The 25,881-nt window shown below is 36.7% G+C and carries 18 protein-coding genes and 1 pseudogene; 6 read left to right on the top strand and 13 right to left on the bottom strand.

Features of this window, described 5'->3' with window-relative positions; all coding sequences use genetic code 11:
* Positions 1 to 37: 37 nt before the first annotated feature.
* Positions 38 to 169, top strand: coding sequence for a preprotein translocase subunit YajC (locus ACG916_RS03775; RefSeq protein WP_004722859.1), 132 nt, complete (start codon positions 38 to 40; stop codon positions 167 to 169).
* A gap of 141 nt (positions 170 to 310) precedes the next feature.
* A complete protein-coding gene (locus ACG916_RS03770) occupies positions 311 to 1,594 on the top strand; it encodes a ribonucleotide-diphosphate reductase subunit beta (protein ID WP_004722861.1) in 1,284 nt (427 codons plus the stop codon).
* Positions 1,595 to 1,865: 271 nt separating this feature from the next.
* On the opposite strand, the gene ACG916_RS03765 is transcribed toward ACG916_RS03770, so the two are convergent.
* The gene (locus ACG916_RS03765) at positions 1,866 to 2,144 is read right to left on the bottom strand and encodes a hypothetical protein (RefSeq protein WP_419327552.1); all 279 of its coding nucleotides are present in this window, start codon (positions 2,142 to 2,144) and stop codon (positions 1,866 to 1,868) included.
* Positions 2,145 to 2,852: 708 nt separating this feature from the next.
* Here ACG916_RS03765 and ACG916_RS03760 point away from each other — a divergent pair.
* Positions 2,853 to 4,544 carry a hypothetical protein gene (locus tag ACG916_RS03760; protein ID WP_419327551.1) on the top strand — a complete coding sequence of 564 codons (1,692 nt, stop codon included), beginning with the start codon at positions 2,853 to 2,855 and terminating at the stop codon, positions 4,542 to 4,544.
* A gap of 499 nt (positions 4,545 to 5,043) precedes the next feature.
* Here the strand turns inward: ACG916_RS03760 and ACG916_RS03755 are convergent, their stop codons facing one another.
* The 7 genes from ACG916_RS03755 to ACG916_RS03725 form a co-directional block, all read right to left on the bottom strand.
* Positions 5,044 to 5,598 carry a TetR/AcrR family transcriptional regulator gene (locus tag ACG916_RS03755; protein WP_419327550.1) on the bottom strand — a complete coding sequence of 185 codons (555 nt, stop codon included), beginning with the start codon at positions 5,596 to 5,598 and terminating at the stop codon, positions 5,044 to 5,046.
* A 637-nt stretch (positions 5,599 to 6,235) separates the two neighbouring features.
* A complete protein-coding gene (locus ACG916_RS03750; protein ID WP_004722874.1) occupies positions 6,236 to 6,727 on the bottom strand; it encodes a flavin reductase in 492 nt (163 codons plus the stop codon).
* A 195-nt stretch (positions 6,728 to 6,922) separates the two neighbouring features.
* Positions 6,923 to 7,951: a methionine synthase gene (locus ACG916_RS03745; protein ID WP_419327549.1), complete on the bottom strand. Its 1,029-nt coding sequence runs from the start codon at positions 7,949 to 7,951 to the stop codon at positions 6,923 to 6,925.
* Between the two features lie 28 nt (positions 7,952 to 7,979).
* Positions 7,980 to 8,957: a DUF1852 domain-containing protein gene (locus tag ACG916_RS03740; protein WP_034610135.1), complete on the bottom strand. Its 978-nt coding sequence runs from the start codon at positions 8,955 to 8,957 to the stop codon at positions 7,980 to 7,982.
* 671 nt (positions 8,958 to 9,628) lie between these two features.
* On the bottom strand, positions 9,629 to 10,342 hold the full coding sequence (locus tag ACG916_RS03735; RefSeq protein ID WP_419368184.1) for a hypothetical protein: 714 nt from the start codon (positions 10,340 to 10,342) through the stop codon (positions 9,629 to 9,631).
* The gene (locus ACG916_RS03730; RefSeq protein ID WP_419327547.1) at positions 10,329 to 11,942 is read right to left on the bottom strand and encodes a glycoside hydrolase family 19 protein; all 1,614 of its coding nucleotides are present in this window, start codon (positions 11,940 to 11,942) and stop codon (positions 10,329 to 10,331) included. The genes ACG916_RS03735 and ACG916_RS03730 overlap by 14 nt, the downstream gene beginning before the upstream one ends.
* A 2-nt stretch (positions 11,943 to 11,944) precedes the next feature.
* On the bottom strand, positions 11,945 to 14,833 hold the full coding sequence (locus ACG916_RS03725; RefSeq protein WP_419330047.1) for a type VI secretion system Vgr family protein: 2,889 nt from the start codon (positions 14,831 to 14,833) through the stop codon (positions 11,945 to 11,947).
* Positions 14,834 to 15,455: 622 nt separating this feature from the next.
* On the opposite strand from ACG916_RS03725, the gene ACG916_RS03720 reads away from it, so the two are divergent.
* From ACG916_RS03720 to rluB, 3 genes and pseudogenes are all read left to right on the top strand, one after another.
* Entirely contained in the window at positions 15,456 to 16,247 is a 792-nt protein-coding gene (locus ACG916_RS03720; protein ID WP_336953281.1) for a segregation and condensation protein A, read from the top strand.
* Positions 16,244 to 16,834, top strand: a complete 591-nt coding sequence (gene scpB, locus ACG916_RS03715; RefSeq protein ID WP_336953283.1) for an SMC-Scp complex subunit ScpB — start codon at positions 16,244 to 16,246, stop codon at positions 16,832 to 16,834. The genes ACG916_RS03720 and scpB overlap by 4 nt, the downstream gene beginning before the upstream one ends.
* Before the next feature lie 41 nt (positions 16,835 to 16,875).
* A pseudogene (gene rluB, locus ACG916_RS03710) lies at positions 16,876 to 17,769 on the top strand (23S rRNA pseudouridine(2605) synthase RluB); the annotation flags it as partial.
* A gap of 382 nt (positions 17,770 to 18,151) precedes the next feature.
* Here the strand turns inward: rluB and ACG916_RS03705 are convergent.
* The 5 genes from ACG916_RS03705 to ACG916_RS03685 all read right to left on the bottom strand — a co-directional run bounded on the left by ACG916_RS03705 (position 18,152) and on the right by ACG916_RS03685 (position 25,823).
* A complete protein-coding gene (locus tag ACG916_RS03705) occupies positions 18,152 to 19,888 on the bottom strand; it encodes an ABC transporter ATP-binding protein (RefSeq protein ID WP_419328029.1) in 1,737 nt (578 codons plus the stop codon).
* 11 nt (positions 19,889 to 19,899) lie between these two features.
* Positions 19,900 to 21,039, bottom strand: coding sequence for an ABC transporter permease (locus ACG916_RS03700; RefSeq protein WP_419328030.1), 1,140 nt, complete (start codon positions 21,037 to 21,039; stop codon positions 19,900 to 19,902).
* 8 nt (positions 21,040 to 21,047) lie between these two features.
* A complete protein-coding gene (locus tag ACG916_RS03695; protein WP_004722891.1) occupies positions 21,048 to 21,986 on the bottom strand; it encodes an ABC transporter permease in 939 nt (312 codons plus the stop codon).
* A 14-nt stretch (positions 21,987 to 22,000) separates the two neighbouring features.
* Complete coding sequence (locus ACG916_RS03690; protein WP_419328031.1) at positions 22,001 to 24,010, bottom strand: M3 family metallopeptidase; 2,010 nt, start codon at positions 24,008 to 24,010, stop codon at positions 22,001 to 22,003.
* Between the two features lie 67 nt (positions 24,011 to 24,077).
* Positions 24,078 to 25,823, bottom strand: coding sequence for an ABC transporter substrate-binding protein (locus ACG916_RS03685; protein WP_419328104.1), 1,746 nt, complete (start codon positions 25,821 to 25,823; stop codon positions 24,078 to 24,080).
* Positions 25,824 to 25,881: the final 58 nt, after the last annotated feature.

Below are 25,881 nucleotides of genomic sequence, written 5' to 3'. Positions count from 1 at the left end.
GGGATTCAAAAAATCTGAAATTATAAAAGGCGAAGAAATGTTCCATTTAAGTCATAACTATGAGTTAGGCGTAATCGTGCTGATCTTAGCCTTTTTAGTTTTTTACGTGCCTGCGGTCTATGCATTCTTTGCGATCCGTAAGCAGCAAAAGCGTAAGCAAAATAAGTAGTGTGGATATCTGTTCTTTCGAACAAGAACAAAACAACTATCGGCAAAACTTAATTTTGCTTGCACAGAATAAGCGTATAGTAGTGACATCTTCCATTGTGAGATGTCGAACATAGATATTAACAACGAAGAGAGAACAACGATGTCTATCCTAAGTTGGGACGATTTTGAAGATGATGAACAGAAACAAGCTGCACAAGCTCACCAGCCTGCGCCCGTCGAACAGAAAAAAACGACTGATTCGCAAGTGGTATCTGATACAAAGCAGTCATCGCAGAATGTGGCAACTACACAATCCGCTGGAACCTATACAGCAAGATCAACAAATCCAACCGATTCGTTGGCAAGAGCATCTCACGCCTTAGAAAAGTTAGATGTTGCACCTGGCTTAGAAGAGCTTGAAATGGGTGCGCAACGTGTACAAGTTGATGATAAAGCCATGATCAACTGTCGTGCTGACTTAAACCAACTTGTACCGTTCAAATACGAGTGGGCTTGGCAAAAGTATCTAGACGGGTGTGCAAACCACTGGATGCCGCAAGAAGTTAACATGAACCACGATATCGCACTTTGGAAGTCTGAAAATGGCTTAACTGAAGATGAGCGTACCATCGTGATGCGTTCATTAGGTTTCTTCTCTACTGCGGATTCTTTGGTTGCAAACAACTTGGTGTTGGCGATTTACCGTCACATTACCAACCCTGAATGCCGTCAATACATTTTGCGTCAAGCATTTGAAGAAGCGATTCATACGCATGCTTACCAATACTGTATCGAATCTTTAGGTATGGATGAAGGCGAAGTCTTCAACATGTACCGTGAAGTTCCATCAGTTGCTCGTAAAGCTGCTTGGGGCTTGAAATATACTCAGTCTTTATGTGATCCAACCTTCCAAACAGGTACACCTGAAAACGATCAAATCTTACTGCGTAACTTGATTGCATTCTATTGCGTACTTGAAGGGATCTTCTTCTACTGTGGTTTCAGCCAGATCTTGTCTATGGGTCGTCGTAACAAGATGAATGGTGTTGCTGAGCAATTCCAGTACATCTTACGTGATGAGTCTATGCACTTGAACTTTGGTATCGACATGATTAACCAAATCAAGATTGAAAATCCAAACTTGTGGACTGCTGAATTCCAAGAAGAAATCATTCAGATGATTCTTGAAGGTACTATGCTTGAAATCGAATATGCGCGTGACACAATGCCACGTGGTGTATTGGGTATGAACGCAGCGATGATGGAAGAGTATTTGAAATTCATCTGTAACCGTCGTTTAGCGCAGTTAGGTTTACCTGAGCAGTTTGCTGGTGTAAATAACCCATTCCAGTGGATGTCTGAAATGATGGACTTGCGTAAAGAGAAAAACTTCTTTGAAACGCGTGTAACTGATTATCAAACTGGTGGTGCGTTGAGCTGGTAAGAAGTGACATATAAGTTGTCATTAAAAAAATAGAGCCTAATGGCTCTATTTTTTATTCTTAAATTTTTAATTGCAGTTAGCTTGATACCTCGCTACAATTTTTTCTCCTAATAGTTTATGGAATGCATTGCAATTTGTTCCGAGGATCGGGATCAAAATCTAGACTTATATACTTGTTTTAGATAAATTTATTAAAATTAAACCATCAAAATACACTTTCTTAAAAAAATCTACTATTACAATAACTTGCATAAAAAATAACTCTATCATTCTAAGGATTAAGCATTGAAATCAACTTAATAACTTCTACTTTAAAGTCATTTACATCATAAATGTCTATGTTAGGTAATCTAAGAAGTAGTGCTTTTAATGCATATTCACTACTTACCCCCAACACATACTCTTCTAGCTTATAAACACTATAATTCAACTCAGAAGCAGTTGAAGGCAATTGATCAATCAAGTCTTCAACACTTTCAGCAATGCAAAAATCCTCTTCGCCTGATGAACTTCTAATTTTTCCGCCTGTAACATGGGTATGGTAGTACAAAGTATTATTTTGTATTTCATCATCATTTATGGTGGGATTTATGAATAAGAAAGAATCAATGTCTTCATGCCTCCTATCATGTATGCATTGAAGCCACTTAAAGCATTATTATTATCAAGAATATAGTAAAAAACATCTTTTAACTTCATCACATTTCCTTATCTGAGAACCTTAAATTATATGAATTTATAAATATTAATTTTTGATATCTATAGATCCTAATGTGTTGTAATTTAAAATTAAAATCTTAAAGGAGTAATTATGGGGTAGATTGTAAAACTACTAGAATCCGTAAATAATTTTTATTGGTGATGAATGAGAAATAATCACTACTCACTCTAGAGAAAAAGCACTTTCTGATGAGCTATTTGATGGATATGAAGAAGCCAAGGACGCTGCAAAAAGTTAGTCTGGGCAAATGGTACTTGGTGTCGATTACGTCATTGATCAGTCTAAAGATCATGGAGTAGCAATGAAAGAGGAAGAATCATGATATTGTTATACCTTTAAAGATCTCTTAGATTATCATTCTTATATAAAATTTTCGATAATAGTTAAACTTCAAATTTTGGGGTTAAATATTCTAAATATGATCCTAAAATAATTTCATCATTGAGTTATCACTTTTTATTTCCAATCTCTCTGACATTTATATATAATTCAAAAAAAATTTACTGTGCAAAAAAAATGAATGCAATTAGAGACTTAATGAACGATATCAACATTAATAAAAATAGAATTTTATGGTCACTATTTATAGCATTCGTTCTAATATTTTTTTTACATATTGGTGGAATTTTACAAGTTATATTTTTAAATATTTTTAATACTGATGTCTCTAATCTTTATGACTTATTCATGCCCAACCAGGTATTTGAGAAAATTAAATTTATTGATTTTATATTCAACTTATCAATTATTGAATTTATTACAATGTTTTCAATAAATTATATTATTACTTATAAGTTTTTAAAATTCCAATCTGGCATTAGATTCTATTTAAACCTTTCTTTCGTTATTGCCATCTGCTTTATTCTCATGGATTTAACAATATTATTACATGAAAGAAATTTTAAAGAATTTGATTATTTTGCTAACTTTTTAAGCAATATTATAGGAGGTTTTTTCCTAGCATTAATAATGACAATTTTCCTTTGGATTTCCAATAAAATTATAAACCCAAGCATAAAATACAGTTTATTATATAAAAATTTATTTTTCTTTACTTTATGTTTCATTTCAATACTTATCATATATTTTATTTTTACTAATGTTTTTCAAAGCTCATCAACTAAAATAAAAGCAGAAATAAAAACCGACCTCGCCATTAACTACATCAATGCAGACAGTAGTGAAAATAGTGAAAATAATTTCGGTCTTAATAAAGGTAAAAAAATATACCTAAAAAATTTAGAATACATAGGAATGAATGATTTAGATATAAATTACAAATATAACGGAAATAATGATTTAGAAATATTTTTTTTTGATGGTTGTGCAGGAAAAAAATCTAAAGAATTTATTAATCTAAAAACATTTAAAATAAAAATCCCTAATAATAATTCCTACAATATAATGATAAAAGAAGGTTATACTCATTTTAAAAATGGCTTTAACGATACCATATCAGCAGTTACATTTGATAAATTAACACAAAAAAAACAACTACAAGTAGCAAATGAGAAGAAAGATAAGTTTTATATTTCATATTTTTTAGCAGATGAAAATGAAATGAAAATTTTATCAGATAAAAATTTAGATTTTTATCGTTTTGATATAGCTTTGTTAGGAAAAAATGGAATATCAGATAGAGAAATTTTATTAAAAAATATCAATAAAAAAGTAACTATAAAGCCAAATAAAAAAATAAATATTAATGACCCTTTGATATGTAAACCAGCATCTATAAAAGATGATGAGATATTTTTGGATAGTCCTACAGCAACTATAATAATCAAAACTTCTAAAAATATAACGTTTACAGAAATAGGAAAAGAATCCGAGCTATCACTATCGGAATTGACTGGTTGGATTAATGGATCTAATTTGAATACCGACGAACTTTCTGCATATATAGATAACGGAAAAGTTAAAAATATTTCTCTCGTAGGAAATTTTATAAGTTTATTTATAGAAAATGAAAAAGTGGAGTTAAACAATATAAATAATCTTTCTCTTACAAATGGCTCTATTGATCTATCTATGAACAATGGGATACTAAAGATCAATGCTGATGTTGATGTTGCATATTTTGATGGGGATCGAGTATCTAAAACCAGATGGGAAAAAATATCTATATATGTAAAAGGGATTATAGCTTTTCTAGGAACTGGAGTAATTTATCTGTTACGTAGATTTTACACTATTATTAAAAACGATGAAGATGTTTTAAATCTATAAATACGAACCACTAAAATTCACATATTTTTTATCTTTATAAAAAAGTTCGATGATACATCGGACTTTCTTATAAAGTGCTTCTCATAAAAATATACATGAAATATAACAAAATCAAACAAGAAATTATTTATCAATAGGCTATAAAATTAAATCAAATAATAGCATTATCATACTGATTAAAAAATTATAGTTAAACGATAACTAAAACTTATGTAAGTATTAGTACTAAAGGTTAATAAGTAGAAAGAGCATTAGATGGTTTAAAAAGTTTCTATACCACTCAAAATTGAGGTTAAAGAGCATATATAGAATGAACCAACTACGAAGGAAGATAGATAGATCTGCTTTATCTTAAAATGGATATATCACTAGTTGAGAAGCGTAGACTATTACAAACTTTTTTATTAAAAAAACTGATATAGTACTTTTCCATATGAGCCTTACTATTTAAAAACACCTATTAACCATAAATAACGATATATCTCCCCCCCAAACAACACTACCCCAACCCATCCAAAAAACACCCCACTAACCTTTCTCGATCATCCACACTATTTTCACCCTGAAGCTGAACCATTGCCCCATCAATCACAAACAAAAACATATGTGCATCTTGTTTTGAGGCATTCACATTGCTGGTTAAAAGCAATTTATAAATTTCATCAATTAACCAGCTTCGGTATTCAACCACGATTTGATAAGCATTGGGATAGCGTTTTTCAATTTCAAAAATAGCCTTAAATAATAAATGGTACAGCCCTTCAACATCGGCATGTAAAAAGAAAATTCGCTTAAGTTTTTCAAAAACAGTAAGGTCTTTCCGCCTATAAATTAGCACAAACACTTCTTCTTTCAGTGTGGCTTTTTGAAAGGTTAAACTCCTCTCAATCAAACTTTCTTTAGAATGAAAGTATTTATAAAACGTTGCTTTGGTAGTTTTAGCAGATTCAACAATACTGTTTATCCCGACATGATGAAAACCGTATGTATTAAAGAGTTTTCGGGAGGACTCGAGCACCCTTAAAGCTAGAAATGAAATATATAAATTTGACATATATTTTCCATATAAATCATTTTTTTAATTAAATAAGATAAAGTCACTCTCGATCTTGTTATAAGCAAAAAAGCATGCAACGGCTTCAAAAGGTAACCAGAATGAATCTCAAGTTTTATTGTTGATATTTTGAGGTATAACCAGCCAATGCCAAAAAACCCAAAGGCTGTTCAACCGTACTAAACACTAATCTGATGGGGTATGAATAAAATACATGGCCAACTCCTGAACAATTCAAAATTCTGCCAATGTATAAAAATTATGGTGGCAGAACGAAAGAGGGTTAGCAGACTGAACCTAAGAATCACTACACCCGAAGGTGTCCCCCTCCCGTCCAACCGCAACAAAAGGGGGACGAACGAGTCTACATCAAAAAAACAAGTTTTTTCAATGCACTTAGGCAGCGGTCTGCTAAAACCGACTGGCAATGTAGGCCAGCCAGCAAAGAATAATCGGAGATTTTTAGGGTGTCAATGTCATATTTTGTGCAAAAAATTAAAATTATTATTATTTTTCAAGTAATTAAATAATTGATTATGATTGCTTTAAACAAGCCTATTCGGTCAATTCAACAGATCAACACGCCTTATTATTTTTTAGCTCTGGCATAAGGGGTAAACGCAAAAGCAAACTGGCTTTAAGCAACCTCGGTCTGCCCAACATGATGATAAGAACGATTAAAATAAACTAAGCTTTGATCATGTTCACTTTGTTGAATCGCCACGATACGACAAATAAAAATCGTATGTGTTCCAACTTCCTGAATTTGCTCAATCTCACAATCAAAATTCACCAAAGCATCATCTAAAACCGGTGCGCCAGTTTCTAATTCTGTCCAAACGCCATGTTTAAATCGTTCTTCTGGGCTTAATTTAGACGAAAACGCTTTAGAAATATGCTGATGATGTGCACTTAAAACATTTACAGTTAAAATTTTATTTTCAACAAAATGCACATGCGAACTCGCCGCTTTATTCATACAGACCAATAAAGTCGGAGGCGAATCCGTCACACTACATACGGCAGACGCAGTAAATCCATAACGACCAGACAAACCTGTCGTGGTAATGACACTGACTGCACTGGTCAACAAAGACATTGCATTTCTAAAGTCTGTTGCTTCAATCATTTCATTGTTCCTAAATTGAACCGTACTTTTTTAGATTTAGCATTACCCTGCTATTCCGTCATGTAGGCACTGCATCTGGATGAGTTTCTCAGTAGAACTGACGTTCTCTAAATTGTGATCAGGGTTTCCAGTTGGGTCTTGGATATCCATTCACCCAAACAGGTCACCCTTTTTACACCACAATATCGTTGAATACTAGCGGCTAAGTTCTTGACGAACGATTTCTGCGCCAACACTTAAAGCATTAAGTTTGCCTCTTGCAACTTCACGAGATAAAGGAGCCATACCACAGTTAGTCGATGGATAAAGCTTATCCGCATCGACAAACTGAAGTGCTTTTCGTAATGTGTTGGCAACTTCTTCTGCTGTCTCAATGGTATTGGTTGCCACATCAATAGCACCAACCATTACTTTCTTACCACGGATCAATTCGATCAGATCCATTGGCACACGAGAGTTTTGGCATTCTAAAGACACGATATCAATTTTAGATTGTTGAAGTTTAGGGAATGCTTCTTCATATTGACGCCATTCTGAACCTAAAGTCTTTTTCCAATCTGTATTGGCTTTGATACCATAGCCATAGCAAATATGCACCGCAGTTTCACATTTAAGCCCTTCAAGCGCTCTTTCTAAAGTCGCAACACCCCAGTCGTTGACTTCATCAAAAAACACATTAAATGCAGGTTCATCAAATTGGATAATATCCACACCCGCAGCTTCTAACTCTTTGGCTTCTTCATTGAGGATTTTGGCAAATTCCCAAGCAAGTTTTTCACGACTTTTATAATGCGCATCATACAACGTATCAATCATGGTCATTGGACCAGGCAACGCCCATTTAATCGGTTGATTGGTTTGTTGACGTAAAAACTTGGCATCATCAACAAAAACAGGCTTTTGACGAGATACCGCACCGACAACAGTTGGTACGCTTGCATCATAGCGATTACGAATGCGTACAGTCTCGCGCTTCTCAAAGTCCACACCATTCAGATGTTCAATAAACGTGGTGACAAAGTGTTGGCGCGTTTGTTCACCATCACTGACAATATCGATCCCAGCGTGTTGTTGCTCTTGCAATGACAAGCGTAAAGCATCTTGTTTGCCTTCAATTAATTGCTCATCTTGTAATTTCCAAGGTGACCAAAGTTTTTCAGGCTCAGCAAGCCAAGAAGGTTTTGGTAAGCTGCCAGCAGTTGAAGTTGGTAATAATATTTTCATAATCAATAATCTTGTCTATCTAGGTAAATTAAGCAACGTAATTTGCAGACCACTGCTCAAGGATATGTTTGTATGGCTTGATGAACTGCTCTTCAGTAAATTTCCCTTGCTTAATCGCCAACTGGCCACGCTCTTCTCGGTCATACACAATACGAGTTAGTGAATAATCCTGATGCTTTAAACTTGGTTGGTAAGATTTACCTGCCACAGAATTTGCGTTGTAAATCTCAGGTCGGTAAATCTTCTGGAAAGTTTCCATGGTGCTGATAGTACCGATCAACTCAAGGTTAGTGTAATCACTCAACAAATCACCACGGAAGTAAAATGCCAAAGGCGCAACACTATTAGGCGGCATAAAATAACGAACCTGCAAACCCATTTTTCCGAAGTATTCATCTGTTAACGAATATTCATCTTGTAGATATTCAACACCCAATACTGGATGCACATTTGCAGTACGGTGATACACCTTGCTACTTGAAACACTAAGACAAATCACAGGTGATTTTTTAAAGTTTTCTTTATACGCATTTGAATTTACAAATGCGTTGAAAATCTTCCCATGAAGCTCGCCATAGTTTTCTGGCAGGCTAAATTGATCTTTATTTTTATTATGTTCTAACAGCAATACACTAAAATCATAATCACGCACATAAGAAGAAAAATTGTTGCCCACAATACCTTCAATACGTTGATTATTTTTGTGATCAACAATATTGGTTTTCAATATTTCAATCGTAGGGAAAGTCTCACCGTTGCCTTCGATATCAATATCAACTGAAATGATTTCTAACTCAACAGAATAACGATCTGCTTCTGGATTATCCCAATGCGCTAAGGCATTAAAACGATTGTCAATCATCGTTAGGGTATTGCGCAGATTGTCATGGCGACTCTCACCTCTTGCTAAATTGGCAAAGTTGGTTGTGATACGCGTATTATTAGAGGGATGATAGTTTTCGTCGAAACTAATGCTCTTAATCGTAAATGTAAAATCTTTACTCATGATGATCTGATACCCTATTTTCTGAAATAAACCTGAATTTTTTTCATGCTCTTTCTGAACCATCCAATTTATCTTTGGATCTATCCAGTCAATAGTATTTTCCGTATTTTCTGATTTGTACTTAGTCGTTCATTTCAGAATCAACGATAATTTTGTCTATCGTGAAGCGCTTGGTGTAATTTATACCGCAATCCGCACATGAATAAAAATGATATAATTTCACAAAAAAGTGAACCAAATTCATGTTTAAGAGTGAGTAACATGAATAAATGGATTGTGAGGCTTGGATGTTTGATCAAAACTCAATAGATGAGTAATCAAAAATGCTGTTAAAAGTGTATATAAACAAACTGATCTGATTGCCAATGTGTTGGGCTTTATTGTGTTGGTTGCTATTGGGCTTTTTACTTGGCTTAGGAAATTGAGAAGAAATGAAGATCGAAAGTATTTATTTAGATTGATCAGTTAAGTTTTTCTATTGTTGGACTGTTGGGTAACTGCCGTTGGCAAAAAATCATCATCTAATAATGACTTATACTCATCATTTAATAGCCTCTTTATAAATATTAAATTTCTTAAAAGCAGCCAGCTCGATAAATATCAATTAAAATTATATGGTTATGGTAAATATTTTTTGATGATGAATCTCAAACGTAATTATGACTAAACTCCTAAAAAATATCAGATAATTTAATATATCCTTCTGTTGTCTTAGTTTTTCCATAATATTCAACATGAAGGTATAATGAGTCACTATTTTTAATAATATTCTTTATTGTTACTTTATCATTTTTTACAATATAAGCCTTTGTTTTTATATAATTTTTATCAAGAAAAAACACTTTAGGTAAATTTATTTTTATATTTTTTACTGTTTGATTTGAATTGTCTTTTAGAGAGTAAATAGTTGATTTATTATAATAAATAACACTTAGGTTAAGATTATCACTTAATGTTTTTAGTTCTTCTTGCAAAGAATATCTATCATTTTTAAACTTGTATATACGTGTGTAACTTATAGAGCCATCTTTAAACCTTTCAATAATTTGTTTTTTATCATTTATAACTTCTGGATCATATAATGGACTCAAATAAAACTTATGAGCTTTATTATTTGATATATCGAATATTTGATACTTTCCACTAGGATTGCAATCATCTGTATAGTTTACAAACAAATATTTCCTTTTATCATTCGTTAAACTCTCCACAGAAAAAGCATCTTTATCAAAACAATAATTAGCATCATCAAATAGGAAAATTTTCAGGGAACCCTGTTTAAAATAAACTTTATGATTATCCTTTACTAGGCTATCACTATCAGCAAAAGTTAGTGGTGGACATAAAAGAGTTACTGTTAAAAAGATTTTTTTACTTAAACCCATTTCTTTTCTCAACTTCTCTTAATATTTTCAAAAATAAACTTTTCCGCTCAGCTAAACCTACTGTACCACCATTAATCCTTCTGCTTACTTTATCTACAACTTGTAAATGATGAGAATTGGTATAAGTCCCATTTAAGTCACTATATCCTTTCCGAACCAAATTATCCGCATTTTTAAATTCATTAAAAGCCCATACAGCACTTTCAACAGCATGAAAAAGATCGTTACAAAGTAAATCCGGATTTGTTACCACATCAAGTCCTGAATAGTTTTTATATAAAATATATGCACTTTTCCACGTTAATTGAATTAAACCTCGCCCTCTATATTTTGGTCCATCACCCGGCGTAGTATTACCTTCTTTTATTATTTGTTTACGCCTTCTACACGCTCTACTTTTTGGAATATCACATACAGATGGAGGAAAAGTTGAAATGTCGTAATCTCTCCCACTCGCATACTCGATTAATGTATAAAAATGATCACATTCATGGTAGATCTGAGCAAGAAAATGACAAAGCATAAGCTTGTCTGTCATTTTATATTTTAGTAATCCCTTATTTAAGGCGAGTACAAATTGTTCAGGAGTTGTATTCTGTGTCGGTTTACCGTTCATTCCTTCTTTCCAAAATAACTTTCGAGAACCATATACCTCCTTAAAAAAGCTTAAAGAAATTATTTCTCCTGAAATACTATCCTCTATACGTCTAGGAATATTAGGATCATTTGTTGCTGTTCTTCCATTCAAAATATCTACACTTAATTGTAAATCAATAAATTCCTCTTTAACTCTTCTGACCATAAAGCTAACAGAACCTAAAGGAGTTCCATCTGGTTTTAAAATGATTAATTTAATTTTTTGACCAACCCAGTTAATTAACTTTAATTGTCCATTTTTAACTTTAAGATTCTTTTTTTGATTATTGTTAAAAATCATCTCAACATCGACATCATTAACTGCATAACGCTGTCCTGATTTATCTAATACTTTTATTAATGTAACACCTTTAAAGCGATCATATGGTTCATTTAGTTTGAGTAATATTGGTTGCTTTATCCCATTTCCTGAGTTCCCAGAAAACTTAAGCTGAAATTGATCAGTTGATGTAAGTACTAAAACTTCAATATCTCGATTCGCAGATGATAGAACTTCTACTATTCCTTGGCTATTTGTATATTTATCTGGAGAGTTTCCTTTTCCTTTTGGTCTAGATTGAATCGGAAAATTAACCATAACTTTTCCATTACTATCAACAACTTTAAATAAAGTACTAACTATTCCTTTGTTCGTAGAAGACCTATTGCTTTGTTTATATTCGTCAATCGTCTTTGGCAATTGAATTCTAATAGGATTATCTTCAGATGATATTACAGAAGAATTGATTGTTTTAAAAACAGTATAACTTTGCTGATTAGGTGGTTGAACAAGAATTTCAATCGTTCTATTTGGTGAAGCTTGAAATACAAACAAGCCATGCGAATTCGTTTTCTGAAGATTCTCTTTAGATGACCCCTTATATTTAGATTTGACACTTAAATTGACTACATATTTCCCAGAACTATCAAAGAATTTTACTGTAATTGTTTTTAATTCAGACATTACTAAAAATCCTCTTCAGAATAAACATCATCACCGTTCGATAATGCTTCATCTAATAATTCATCTATATTTTCTCCATCTAATCGTTTTTGCACTAAAGAAACATATGATGAATCAAACCCTAATGCAATAAAATCAGTTTCTTCAGGTGTATAAAAGTGTAAAGAACTCATATTATTTTTATCATTCAATTTATCAATTTTAGATTTTATTAAATAATTATTATGTTTATTTAGAACAAAAATTTCCTTGACATTACCAATATTGTCACTCCAGTTATAATCAATTTTATTACTGTAAAGTGTTCTAGGTGTTGGTAAACTTACTTTAAAATTAGGTACATGTACTCCTCCTTCAAACTTCTGCTGCCCCGACTTCACCTCAAACAATCCTGATGTTGTCGCAAACACACCTGAACCATTGATCCTTACCTCAGAAGTGTCCCCAACCAGTCGAATCTCTTTAGGGCTTATGATATAAACTGCATCTTCAGTTGAAATAATTTGGATGTCTTTACGTGCAATGACATCAGCACCATCACCCTGAGCTTGAATTTCAACTTTACCTTTTCCTGCAAATAACCTTGCGCCTTCTTGTGCTGCAAACAAACTGATCTTGTTTTGTGCATGCGCTAAGAAGCTCTTTTGAGTGCTTAGATTAATACTGTCGCCTGCGCTATGACTAATTTGCCCATCTGCTGAAAGATGAATATCTTCATTACTGGTAAGCGCAATTGAGTTTGGTGAAGCCAATATCATTAACGCCTGTTTAAACGCCTCGGCTTGGTTCTTAGCTTCATCTGAGTCATCTTTTTCCAAAGCAGAAATAAACGATTTCAAATGATCTAAGTTTTCTAAAGGATCAGTCTGTTGATTCTTGGCAACTTCACTCAATGCTTTAGAGTTATTCAGACTACTTTCTAATTGATTTTTGCCTGCTGTCACACCAAGGTGATTGCCCGAAGCAGAATCCTGAGCATAAGTACTCAGTAGTAAACCTTGTCCTGCTCTTACTGCACCCCACTGGTCAGTTCTCAGCTCAAAGCCTTCACCTCGTCCTTCGCTGGTGTCTGTCTCTTTGGGATGACTTAAATTACCGAGGTTGAGTTGACTCATCCCATGACTGCTCTGTAACTGACTGCTGAGTTGACCTGTGGTATCGTCAAATCTGAGTTGATTATAGCCACTGCCTTTATACTCTCGACTTTTTATTCCTGCTAGTTTTTTGGTATCAGGCAGTTTACCTTTGTCATCAAACTTGCTTGGATGACGATGCGCTTCATGAATGCGCCCAACCACAAAGGGACGGTCGATATTGCCATCAAAGAAATCAATCACAACAATCTCACCGATTCTCGGTAAGAATCGCGCCCCATAGCCTTCGCCTGCCCATGGGGTCAGGACATCGACCCAAGCTGAATCTGTATCGTTATCATTGGAACCCGCACCGCCATCATGGGTATTGTCTTCATTACGGCTAAACAGGAAGCGAACTTTGATACGCCCCCATTCATCGACATGAATTTCTTCTCCACTTGGCCCTACTACTTTGGCCCGTTGTGGTGATGCAATCGGTCGGTGTTGTAATGGGTTATAGGCTGGAACCGTGCTGATGTTACGACGTTGAATGGTTAAATTGCTAGCTTGACGTTCATCACTCGTGTTGCTGGTGATTTGACTTGTTTGCCAATTGCTTTGTTGGACTAAAGCGGTGACTTGATCGGTGAGATCTTTAGGTAAGTTATTTTGGTTATAAAAGCTTTTAGCCGTGATTAAAAATTCTTTGTCTGCACCTGAGTGTTGATCTATCTCAGGATGTTCATTTAGTTCAAACCAATAACCAACATGTGCATCGCGCACAGTTGATGTTGCTGTAAATTGTTTGGCTTGTGAATCGTAGTAGTTGCTGAGGTTTTGGTTAAACTTTTCAATCTGACTATTGCCCGATGGCGTGGCACCATCTTCGCCATTAAGGTCTTGAATCCATGCAGGACTAAAGTGCCAGGCTTGTTCTAAAGCTAAACTGGCATTGTCATAATTTTCACTATGGCTGTGTTTACTTTGGACACTGCCAGCGCCTTCATCAATATCCAATACATCAGCTTGCCAACGTTGGATATACACTGAAGTCGGTTGAATGGAACGCTGACCAATAAAATTGGTGATTGAATCAGTTTTTTCTACGGCGCTGCTTCTATGGAAGCGAATATTGCGGCGTTCTAAGGCACTAAATTGTGAATTGTCATCGATTAAACGAAGCTTTTGTGCTTGGATTTGTTCTGTTGAACTCGACACTTTAAGTTGTGCTTCATCGATCAACCAGTTAATCCCTTCACTTCTCATCAAACGGGTCAGGAAGTCAAAATCACTTTCAGATGCTTGCATAATGAATGGGCGCACATCATAGTCTTTGCTCAGTCCATTCTTATCTAATGTCAGACTTGAAGCAAACAGTGGGCTGCGTTGTACCCATTCTTGGAACACGGTCTGGATCACATCCACAACCGACTTATTCATAAATACTCTAGAGTTTCTACGGTGTTTCCAAAGTGCTGTTGGGTCTTCTACAGTCAAACGATAGATGGTAAGAGAACCATCAGATGCGCCAATATCGGCTTGGGTCACAATTCCTGAAATACGGGTTAATTCAGATTTATCTGTGACAATATCAATTGCAGCTTGCGTTCCAATAAAGCTTTTTAAAGGAATGCTTGCTGACGTTGCAAGACAGATGAGCTGAAGTCGAACACCCTCATTGATTTGATGTGTTCCATCAATACGTTGTAGGAATACTTGTTGGCTCAATGCCGAATTAGAAAATTGTACGTGGATCGCACGTTTTTGTGCTGATAAGCCAAGCTGCTCCAAAGCAGAGTAAATATTGTTAGACATATTTTTTATAAATAATCTTAATAATTAATATATATCTTTAAATATATAATTATAAAAATCAACTTAATAACATTATTCTATTAATTTTTACTTAATAATTTTTAAAATTCCGTTCAATTTTTTATTAGCTACTTACTTCAATATTTATTGATATTCATATTTGAACTGCTTTGAAATCAATTGTACTCATACAGAATATTTCCTTTACTCAATTCATTTTAAATACAGTTTTATTAATTGAAAATTATATTTCTATCTCAGCCTTTATAGACAGTCCTAAGTAACAAAGCTCCTTAGTATTCAAACCCACCCAACATATAAAGTTGATCCACTTCACATTATGCTATTAAAATATGGATAAATTTTCTATTAAAAGCATATAAAAATTTACATTAAAAATTATAAACTTAGCTTAGTTTAATCATCATAAAACAAAATATTCCCTATTTATTTTCAGGTTTTTTTATGGTTTTTATAATTAAACAATGTATTCCTCTTAACTTTTCCATTAAAATAAGCCAAATATCTTTTTGTAATTCGTCACCACCCTCTCCTATGTGCCTATTGAGTGGTAACACGAATAAAACATGCCTTTGAAAATTCGCGTGGCTAATAAACTGTAATGACTCAAGCAACTCAGCATCCTATGGAATCCATTTCCAACATCCGTGTATTGGATGAATGGCAAGAAGAAATTCCAGAGGATTTATATATTCCTCCTGCTGCATTCGAAATTCTGCTTGAACATTTCGAAGGACCACTCGACTTTTTAATTTATCTGATTCAAAAAAATGGTTTCGATCTTTTACAGTTAGATATTGCTCCGATTGCAACACAATATTTGTCTTATATGGACAGTATGAAATCGTTAAATATCGAGCTAACCGCAGACTATATGGTGATGGCAGCATTATTGGCAGATTTAAAATCTCGCTTGTTATTGCCAAAACCAAAAACTATTCATATTGAAAAAGATCCAAAACAGGAACTAATCGATCGCTTAGAAACCTATTTACGGATTAAAAAAGCAGCTGAACGTTTAGGCCAGATGCCAGTTTTAGACCGAGACACTTTTGCGACACATATTGCGATTGGTCATATTCCAAAAGTGTATGAAGGTTATGACGTTGAGATGCTAAAAGATGCCTTATATTGCATTTTTAACCGTCCTGAACCCGTAACCCATAAGATTGAACAAGAACCTGTACTTCTTGAAGAACGCATTGCTTATATCGAATATATGATTGAATCTGGAGAAGTTCTCAGTTTCCAAGAATTACTCAAGCCAAACCAAGGTCGAATGGGCATGGTGGTTACATTTATGGCAATCTTGGAGCTGACTCGTCAGCAAAAAGTCCAAATTATTTCTTCTGGTGTTGAAGCCCCGCTTGCAATTCAAGGAGCAACGGCATGACCATTGATCAAAATAATGCCTTTAATGTTGATGAATTACATCACGAAGTTCTGATGCAACTTGAAGCGATTATCTTTGCAAGTGATGCCCCTGTATCGCTTGCTCGCTTAAGAGAAGCATTTCAAAATCAGTATTCTAAACAACAGTTGCAACAGTATTTACAGCAATTGTCTGTGTTACAACATGGTCGTTCAATCGAACTTGTCGAAACAGCTCAAGGTTATCGTTTTCAAGTGCGGGCAAAATACCGCAACGTGATTGCGCAAGTTTGGCCAGATCGACCGACTCGATTATCGCCATCACTGTTAGAAACTGTTGCAGTGATCGCTTATCATCAGCCAGTAACCCGTGCTGATATTGAGCAAATACGAGGGGTTACAAATAATAGTCAAATACTCAGGACTTTGTTTGATTGGAACTGGATTAAAGAATCTGGTTACCGAGAACTCCCAGGTAGACCCGCGTTGTTAGTGACAACGCCACAATTTTTAAATGCTTTTGGTCTAGTGTCTTTAGATCAATTGCCTCCCCTACAGGATGCCAAGGAAGCTTTTATGATTTTGGATGCGCAAGCTGCCAAGTCTTAAATAGGTGCACTGTTGATGATTATTTCTAAGGTTATGCTGTCATGAGTGAAAAATTGCAAAAGGTACTCGCACGAGTGGGTTTGGGCTCTCGCCGTTATATGGAAGAGGTCATTGCCGCTGGTCGTGTAAGTGTCAATGGGCAGGTTGCTCAAGTGGGCGAACGTATTGAACCAGGTGATGAGCTTCGCATCGATGGTCGTAAAGTTCAGTTCCAAATTGAAGACGAAATTCGTCGTCGTGTATTGATTTACTACAAACCTGAAGGTGAAATCTGTTCTCGTAATGACCCAGAATCTCGCCCGACTGTGTTTGATAACTTACCCCCGATTTCCAATGACCGTTGGGTGATGGTAGGTCGTCTAGATATCAACTCAACAGGTTTATTACTTTTTACAAATGATGGTGAACTTGCCAATCGTTTAATGCATCCCTCAAATGAAATCGAACGTGAATATGCAGTTCGAGTCATGGGTGAAGTAACGCCTCAAATCAAAAACAACATGACAAATGGCGTTGTTTTAGATGATGGTCCAGCAAAATTTGAATCTTTCTCTGAAATTGGTGGTGAAGGAATCAATCGCTGGTACCAAGTCGTTGTAAAAGAAGGTCGTAACCGTGAGGTTCGCCGTATTTTTGAATCACAAGGTCTAAAAGTAAGTCGCTTGCTCCGTACTCGTTACGGCACTGTGATTTTGCCTCGTGAACTTCGTACAGGTCGTTGGATGGAACTTGATAAAACTGATATCGATAATTTAACCAAAGCTGTTGAACTTAAACCACGTCAAGGTACAGGTTTATTTGGTATGGCAAAACGTCGTACCGAACGTATGCAAGACAAACCTATGGCTGCGCGTCGCGGTGGATTCCTGCGTCAACAACGTCGTGATAGCGAAGGTGAAGAAGCTCACAACCATCAAAATGATCGTCGTGATTCTCAGCCAAGTGCAAACCAATATGGTCAAAACCGTACTGAAAACCGTACTGACAATCGCAATGAACGCTCAGACAACCGCTTTAATAAAGCACGTTCTGGTGGCAACAGCTACAACAATGACCGTGCGGACAACCGTGGTAATAGTTTTAATAGCAACCGTTCTGAAAACCGTTATGGCAATCAACAAAACCGTAACCGTTCAGAAGGTCGCTATAATCCAAACGAACGTTTAGATCGTTCAGATCGCCAAGAACGTAGCGAACAACCTGAAAAGAAAAAACCGTTTGTTGTGACAAAAGGTTTTAAAAAATTCTAAGTCTTTAACACTTATTTATTGACCCTAAAAAGCCACTCAATCGAGTGGCTTTTTACACAGTAAAAATCTAAATCACCTGTCTGGTTCCTTGCGGAATTGAACTCAATAAGCGTTTGGTATAGTCATGCTGTGGTGACTGATACAACTCATCCGAATTGGCGATTTCAACGATATCACCGTGGTTCATCACCATAATTTGATCCGAAATATATTTCACCACAGACAAATCATGTGAGATAAAAATATAACTTAAGCCAAATTCATCTTGCAGATCTTGAAGTAAGTTCAGGACTTGTGCTTGAACCGATACATCAAGTGCCGAGACGGATTCATCACAGATTAAAATTTCAGGTTTTAAAGTTAAACAGCGTGCTATTGCAATACGTTGACGTTGTCCCCCAGAAAACTCATGCGGATAACGATCAAAGGCTTGCGCAGGTAAGCTTACTCTTTCCAGTAATTCCAAAGCCATCTTTTTACGTTCAGTATCATTTGCACCAATTTTATGAACTTGCATCGGCTCCATCAAAATTTGCCCCACGGTAAAACGCGGATTAAGTGAGGCATAAGGATTCTGAAAGATAATTTGAATCTTACGTTGATACTGAGCAAACTCTTTTTCAGACATTGCCAAAATATCTTTACCTTGAAACAAAGCTTGGCCACCAGAAGCTTGTTGCAAGCGCATCAACAATAAACCAATGGTGGTTTTACCAGAGCCTGACTCCCCAACGAGCCCTAAAGTTTTACCTTTCGCCAGTTGGAAAGATGCCCCTTTGACTGCCTGAAATTCATCTTTGCCAAATAGCCCTTTACGACTAAAAAATGATTTTTTTAAATCACGTACATCTAAAATAATTTCTTCACCGCCAACAAGACCTCGCTTACGCTCCGCAAAATCCACCTCAGGCAAACTCACCGCCTCAGTCTCAGGTACATCTTGAACTTGCATAAAATCACTAATGACTGGTAAGCGATATGGACGATGCGAAAGTTGCGGACGGCATAATAATAATGCTTTGGTATAGGCATCTTGTGGCTGTTCTAAAACAGCCTTTGCTAAACCTTGTTCACGAATTTCACCATGACGCATCACAATCACTTCATCAGCAATTTCACTCACCAATGCCAAGTCATGGGTAATAAACAACATCGACATTTGACGGCGCTTACGTAAAGCCTCCAATAAATCCAATATTTGTTTTTGGATGGTGACATCTAATGCTGTGGTCGGTTCATCAGCAATCAGTAATTTAGGTTCACAGGCGATTGCCATGGCAATCATGACCCGTTGCTGTTGACCGCCAGACAGTTGACTGGGATAAGCATCAATCTTGCTTTCAGGGGATGGAATTCCAACTTCAGTGAGTAACTCCAAAGTGCGTTGTCGGGCTTGTTTACGCCCCATGTTTAAATGAATACGCATAATTTCAGCAATTTGATCACCCACCGTAAAAACAGGATTAAGTGATGACATCGGTTCCTGAAAAATCATGGCAATGTCTTTACCACATATTGCACGCATTTGTTTGCTGTTTAAACTGAGTAAATCTTTGCCTTCAAAAAGAATTTTACTGTTTTCAGCAATACGAGATTGGCCTTTAGGTAATAAACCCATGGTTGCTAGGGAAGTTACAGATTTGCCACTGCCAGATTCGCCAACCAAGGCCACGGTGGTATTGGTAGGAATCTGAAATGAAATGCCTTTTACAGTTTCAATAAATTGCTTATTTTCACCCTTAAAACTCACACTCAGATTTTCAACACTGAGTAGCACAGGAGGTGTCGCTTGTTGTTCTGACATCTTTATGCTCCTTATTTTAGTTTAGGGTCTAATGCATCACGCAATGCATCTGTAAACATTGAAAATGCGGTCACAAGCACGGCCATCGCTACTGAAGCTGCCACCAATTGCCACCATTTGCCTAAAATTAGCTCACTTTGTGCTTCATTCAACATACTACCCCATGACACCACTCCCACAGGTACACCAAAGCCCAAGAAGCTTAGAATTACTTCAGACTTAATAAATGCAACCACCAAGATCGACATCTGAACCAAAGCAATATGACTTACATTTGGGAAAATATGCACGAACATCCTTCGGGTATTACTGACACCAATTGCTTTGGCTGCCAGTACATACTCGCGTGAATTATGTTTCATATATTCGGCACGAATTAAACGAAATACCCCCGTCCAACCCGTTAATCCAAGAATTAAAACAATGGAAAGAATACCCTTTTGTTGCAGTACAGCAGCAATCGCCAACACCAACAATAGATAAGGTATCGAGGTAAAAATGTTATAAAACCAGTTCAGAACATCATCGACCCAACCACCAAAATAACCAGCGATTGCCCCTAAGAATGTGCCGATTACCACTGCCAGCAATGCCGAGATCAAGCCCACAATAATAGACGTTTCTGCACCTTTAATGGTTTTTAGTACTACATCCTGTCCCCATTTATCCGCACCAAAAGGCAAGGTTTGTTTGAGTTCGCTTTGCTGATCAAGTAAATGCCCACCCAATTGCTGATCAATGGCTTTCATATCTTCTGCAAGCGGATCTTGAATACCGTAGTAGTCAATCTCACCACCTGAAGTTTGTTCTGTTGCAATTTCAGTATTTAGTTCTTTGATCACATCTTTTAAAGGATCAACAGGATTTTCAGGTAAAGCTGCTACAGGTGTGGCTTTTTTTTCAGAATCTTGCGTGTTTTGATCTGCCCCTATAAATGTAGGTGGCGCATAACTCACGGCGACTTCTTTATTCCAATTTGATGCAATCACACCCGTCATGGAGAGTACCAATATGATGAAATAACACAGCAACACCAATAACGACAGCATAGCAATACGATCTGCTTTTAAACGTCGCATCGCCAATCGCCATAAACCAGGAGAAGTCTGTTGGTCTTGGACGTCTACTTTTTTAGATAAAATTCCGAGCATCATCCCACCTACTTCAACTGTACGCGTGGATCAACCACTTTATAAATCAAATCGGCAATGAGGTTAAAAATCATGGTCGCAGCAGCAACATATACGGTGATTGCTTTAATCACTGGAAAGTCGCTTCGTTCTACTGCAATAATGACTTCTCGTCCAATCCCCGGAATACCAAAAAATCGCTCAATTAAAAATGCTCCAATCAATAACGCTGGCAGGCTCGACATCACATCGGTAATAATCGGAATAGATGCATTACGCAGCACATGCACGCCCAAAATACGTCCCTCACCGACCCCTTTTGCCCGTGCAGTACGCACATAGTCCTGATTGACTTCATCTAAGACAAAGCTACGGTATAGACGTAAAGTCGGTGCAATACTCACCACCAACATGATTAAGATTGGCAATAGTGCGTATTGCAATAGATTTTCACTGAGACTATCGCTCCAACCTTGTACAGGGAACCATCCCAGCTTATAGGCAAGACCGTATTGAAATACGATGATATAGACCAAAATACTGATCGACATCCCAATGGTACATAACAACATCACCATACGATCCGTCAGCGAACCACGTACCGAAGCAACAGCCAAAGCCAGAATGATTGAAATTACAGTTTGTAAAATTGTCAGTGGAATGATGATGGTCAGTGATGGACCCAAACGGGTCAGAATAATGTTTGAAACTGATTCCCCAGTACTCCAACTATTGCCATAATCAAAAGTCAGGATTTGCTTAATAAAAATCCACAATTGAACGTAATATGGTTGGTCTACCCCAAGTTGCTGACGAATATTTTCAATCTGTTCAGGATTTGCCATTTTTCCAGCAAGGATATAAGCAGGATCTCCGCCCACCCAGTTAAATAGAAAGAAAATCAGCAACACGACTCCCAACATAGTGGGAATCATTTGCCATATACGGCGCGTGATATATGCCAGCATAGTTCTAATTCCTTTTAATCACGTTGACCGGTAATTTCTTGAAAGAATGCCTTGTTATCCGGCTCTCTGCCCAAGAAATCAACCACCAACTGCTCTGCTTTCTTTTGTCCACCTTGTGACAAAATTGCTTTACGATAACGTGCTCCAACCTCTGGATTATTTAAGTTATCGCCAAAAGCAGAAAGCATGTCTAAGGCCATCACTTCAGACCACATATAGCCATAATAGCCGACTTGGTATCCGCCCATAATATGACCAAATTGCCCTGGGAATTCTGTAGTTGGCACATACCCTAAGGCGGTTTGATTTTCGAGTTTTTTCCATACCTCTAAAGGCTGGGTTTTTAAAGCATCTGCAGTATGCAGTGCCATATCGTATTGCGCATATAAAGTTTGACGAGAATAAAATAAGCCACGACCGTAGTTTTTAACGGCTTTTAATTTGCCAATCAATTCATCGTCGACACGCGGACAGGCGGGTTTGCAATAATTGGCTAAGGTCGACAGCGTTTCTTTACGGCGTGCCCATTCTTCATACATCTGTGACGGTGCTTCAACAAAATCTCGCTCGACTGAGGTGCCAGATTGTGAGGCATAACGGGTGTTTGATAAAATTCCGTGTAAAGCATGCCCAAACTCATGTACAAAGGTTTCCAGTTCATCACTGTTTAAACCTTTACGGTTAAAGTTGGTGACTAAGGCTGAAATCGGTTTACGCTGGGTTAGGGTACTGCCCCCCTTAACGCCCCACACCGCTGCATGACCATACTTTCCTTCACGTGGAAATTTATCGATATATAAACCACCTAAAAGCTGACCTGTTTTCTGATCTGTTACATCGTAATATTCAACTTCATCTTGCCAGACATCAACCTTGGCAGGCTTAAATTCAATCCCATATAGATTTGAAGAAATTGCAAATAACCAATCTTGTGATGCTTCGGTCGGGAAATATTCCCGCATTTTTTCTTGGTCAATTTTGTACTTTTCTTGGCGTAATTTTTCGCTCCAATAGCCCTCACTCCAACGGTTAATTTCCGCTTTTTCCACAGGAATATTTAAGGTTTTAGCCTTAAATTCACGCAGTGTTTGCACTTCTTTTTTCTCTAATGGCGCAACCGTACTATGTACCTCATTGAGGAATTTATTGACCGTTTCAGGATTTTTGGCCATACGATTTTTCAATGCCCAATCGGCATAACTGGCTTTACCGAATAATTGTGCAAGTTCATGCCGTAAATCAATCGCTTGTTTAAGCAACACTAAATTCTTTTCAGTACCACGGCGGGTATAAGCAATTTGATAACGTTTACGCGCATCATCACTGTCTGCCAATTCCATAAAAGGACGGTATTCTGGGTAGTCAAAACCCAACAGGTAATTGCCTTTTTCATTTTTCTTTAGATTGGCAATATAGCTTTCTGGTAAGCCTTTTAATTCGGCTGGAGTAAATTCTAATTTTTCAGGATTGTCTCGAATGTTACGGGCATATTCTTGTTGAATCTTGGTCAATTCATCTAAAATCACTTTTAAACGTGCTTGTTTTTCTGCGGGAAGTTGTACCCCTGTATCTTCAAAACCATCTAAAATATCTTGGCGATATTTACGGTCAATCTCATCACTGGCTTTGATTTTTTTAATTTGCTGATAAAGCTTTCCATCTTGATACACTTCAGTTTGAAACTGACTGATTTTAACTTCACAGTCTTCTGCGGCTTTACGTAAATCCGCGCTTGGGTCAACATTACTGGCTAAATTAATTGGTCCATAAAAATCTTCAAACTCTGCAAAAATTTCATCCCACTTTGCCAATACTGCTCCAGCAGGTGCATTATTTTTGAGTTTAACTTTGGCAAATTCAGCCAACTTGGTTTTAACGTCTGTAATTTTTGCATCACATTGGGCAGGGATATCTTTGGCCTGAAACTTGGGTAAAGTACTGCGCTCAGTTTCTGCAAAGGCCCATTGCCCCATACCCATTGACAACATACAGAGTGTAGTTAATTTAAATCGCTTCATTTTCATTTTCTCCAATTTTTCATTTATTCATTTTCAAATTTCAATCTGTTTATTTTTAAGCTTTTGATAGAGTTTATTTTTTCATATCAAAATACATCCATTCCGATGGAATAATCGGATGCTTTTTAAAGCCAATGACACGCGGTTGCGCCAAAGCATTGCGATAACGGGTCGATGCCATTTGTACCGGCATATACACTTCTAATATTCGCGCCATCTTATGGTATAAAGCATCACGCTCAGGACCCGGTTTCAATTTTTGCGTTTGTTCATATAAGCGATCATATTCAGGAATTTTCATGCAGGCACTATTGGTTGAATGGATATTCTTTCCATAAAATAGCTGCATAAAGTTATCTGCATCGGGATAATCTGCAATCCAAGCTGATCCCTTAAACATGGTTTTACATTGTTTTTCTGCTTTTAAACCTTCCGCAAAAGGCAAGGATTTGGTGGTCATTTTGACCTTGATATTGTCTAAAGTCTTTTTCCAAAATTCAGCACTTTGCTGACTACGTGTACTATTTCCATAAACAGTTAATTCAATTAGCAAAGGTTTACCATTCGGCAAGGTACGCCAACCATCGGCAGCAACCTTATAATGATAACGATCTAACAGTAAATTGGCGGCTTTGACGGAATAAGGAATACTGGTTTTATAGTTTGGATCATGCCCAATCACTCCATAAGGAATGGGGAATTGTAATCGTTGCGCATCACCTTTCATCAAAATCTTAATTTGATTATCAGGTGAAAAGGCCATTGCCATGGCACGACGTAAAGCAATTTTTTCTTTACTCAAACCACCAACAACAGGGTTTTGCATATTCCAGTAATAATAATCAATTGAAGGATCGGCAATACGGGAAAGTTGAATCCCTTTTTTGGCAAGTTCGGGTTTAAGCTGACCGTCTTGGATGGCTTGAACACTGAGATCACCATCCAACACAAATAAATCAGTTTCATCTTTACTAAATGATAACCAGCGTGATTGTGATTCTTCCATCACTTGAATATCGACCACACCGATTTGCGGCATTTTTTTGCCTTTCATGGTATCTACAATTTTTTGATCTTCTGGTGTGGATGCTTTGAAATCCCAAATATAACCACGATAATCTGGATTGGCTTTCAGGATAATCCGTGAGCCGGGTGTCCATTTTGTCAAGACATAGGGACCTGTTCCCACAGGATGTGCCATGGCAAAACCAGACCGATCACGATAATGTTCAATCACTTCTCGTGCAACTGCGCCAGCTGGTTGATGTGCCAACAGCATTGGGAAGTTTTGATCAACTTGTTTCAGTTTAATCACCAAGGTATAACGATCTGTCGCCTGAAGCCCTGCAACTGATAGATCATAATTAAACTTCCCTGTTTTTTTAGCTTGCTCAAGCACTTTGTCCATGCCTAGAATTTTGTCATCAAACAACCAACTATTGGGCGAGTGCAAACTTGGGTCTAACAACCGCTTATAAGAATAAACATAGTCTTGCGCGGTTAATTCACGGGCTTTGCCTTTAAATACAGGATCTTTGGCAAAATAAATACCTTTTTGAATTTTAAAAGTATAGGTTAAACCATCAGCACTGACTTCAGGCAGGCCCACCGCGGTACGTGGTACTAATTTGGCGGGTGATGCCAAATAATCATAGGTATATAAGCCTTCAAATATTGAATTATGTACATGTGCAGAATAAAGATCTTGGGTACCTGCTGGGTCAAAACCCGTTTCTGCAACTGGGAAAACATAACGTAAAACTTTATTTGGATCCGCTGGACTTTTGGCAAATACATTCATTGTGACTGTCAGGAGCATGCCCCCCAATAATGCACTAACCCCAATCTGCTTTAACTTTTGATTTAAATCATCCTTC

Source organism: Acinetobacter legionensis, assembly GCF_048552295.1.
Lineage (GTDB): Bacteria > Pseudomonadota > Gammaproteobacteria > Pseudomonadales > Moraxellaceae > Acinetobacter.
Note: the sequence above shows the minus strand (reverse complement) of the source record. Positions and strands in the feature narration are given on the sequence as shown.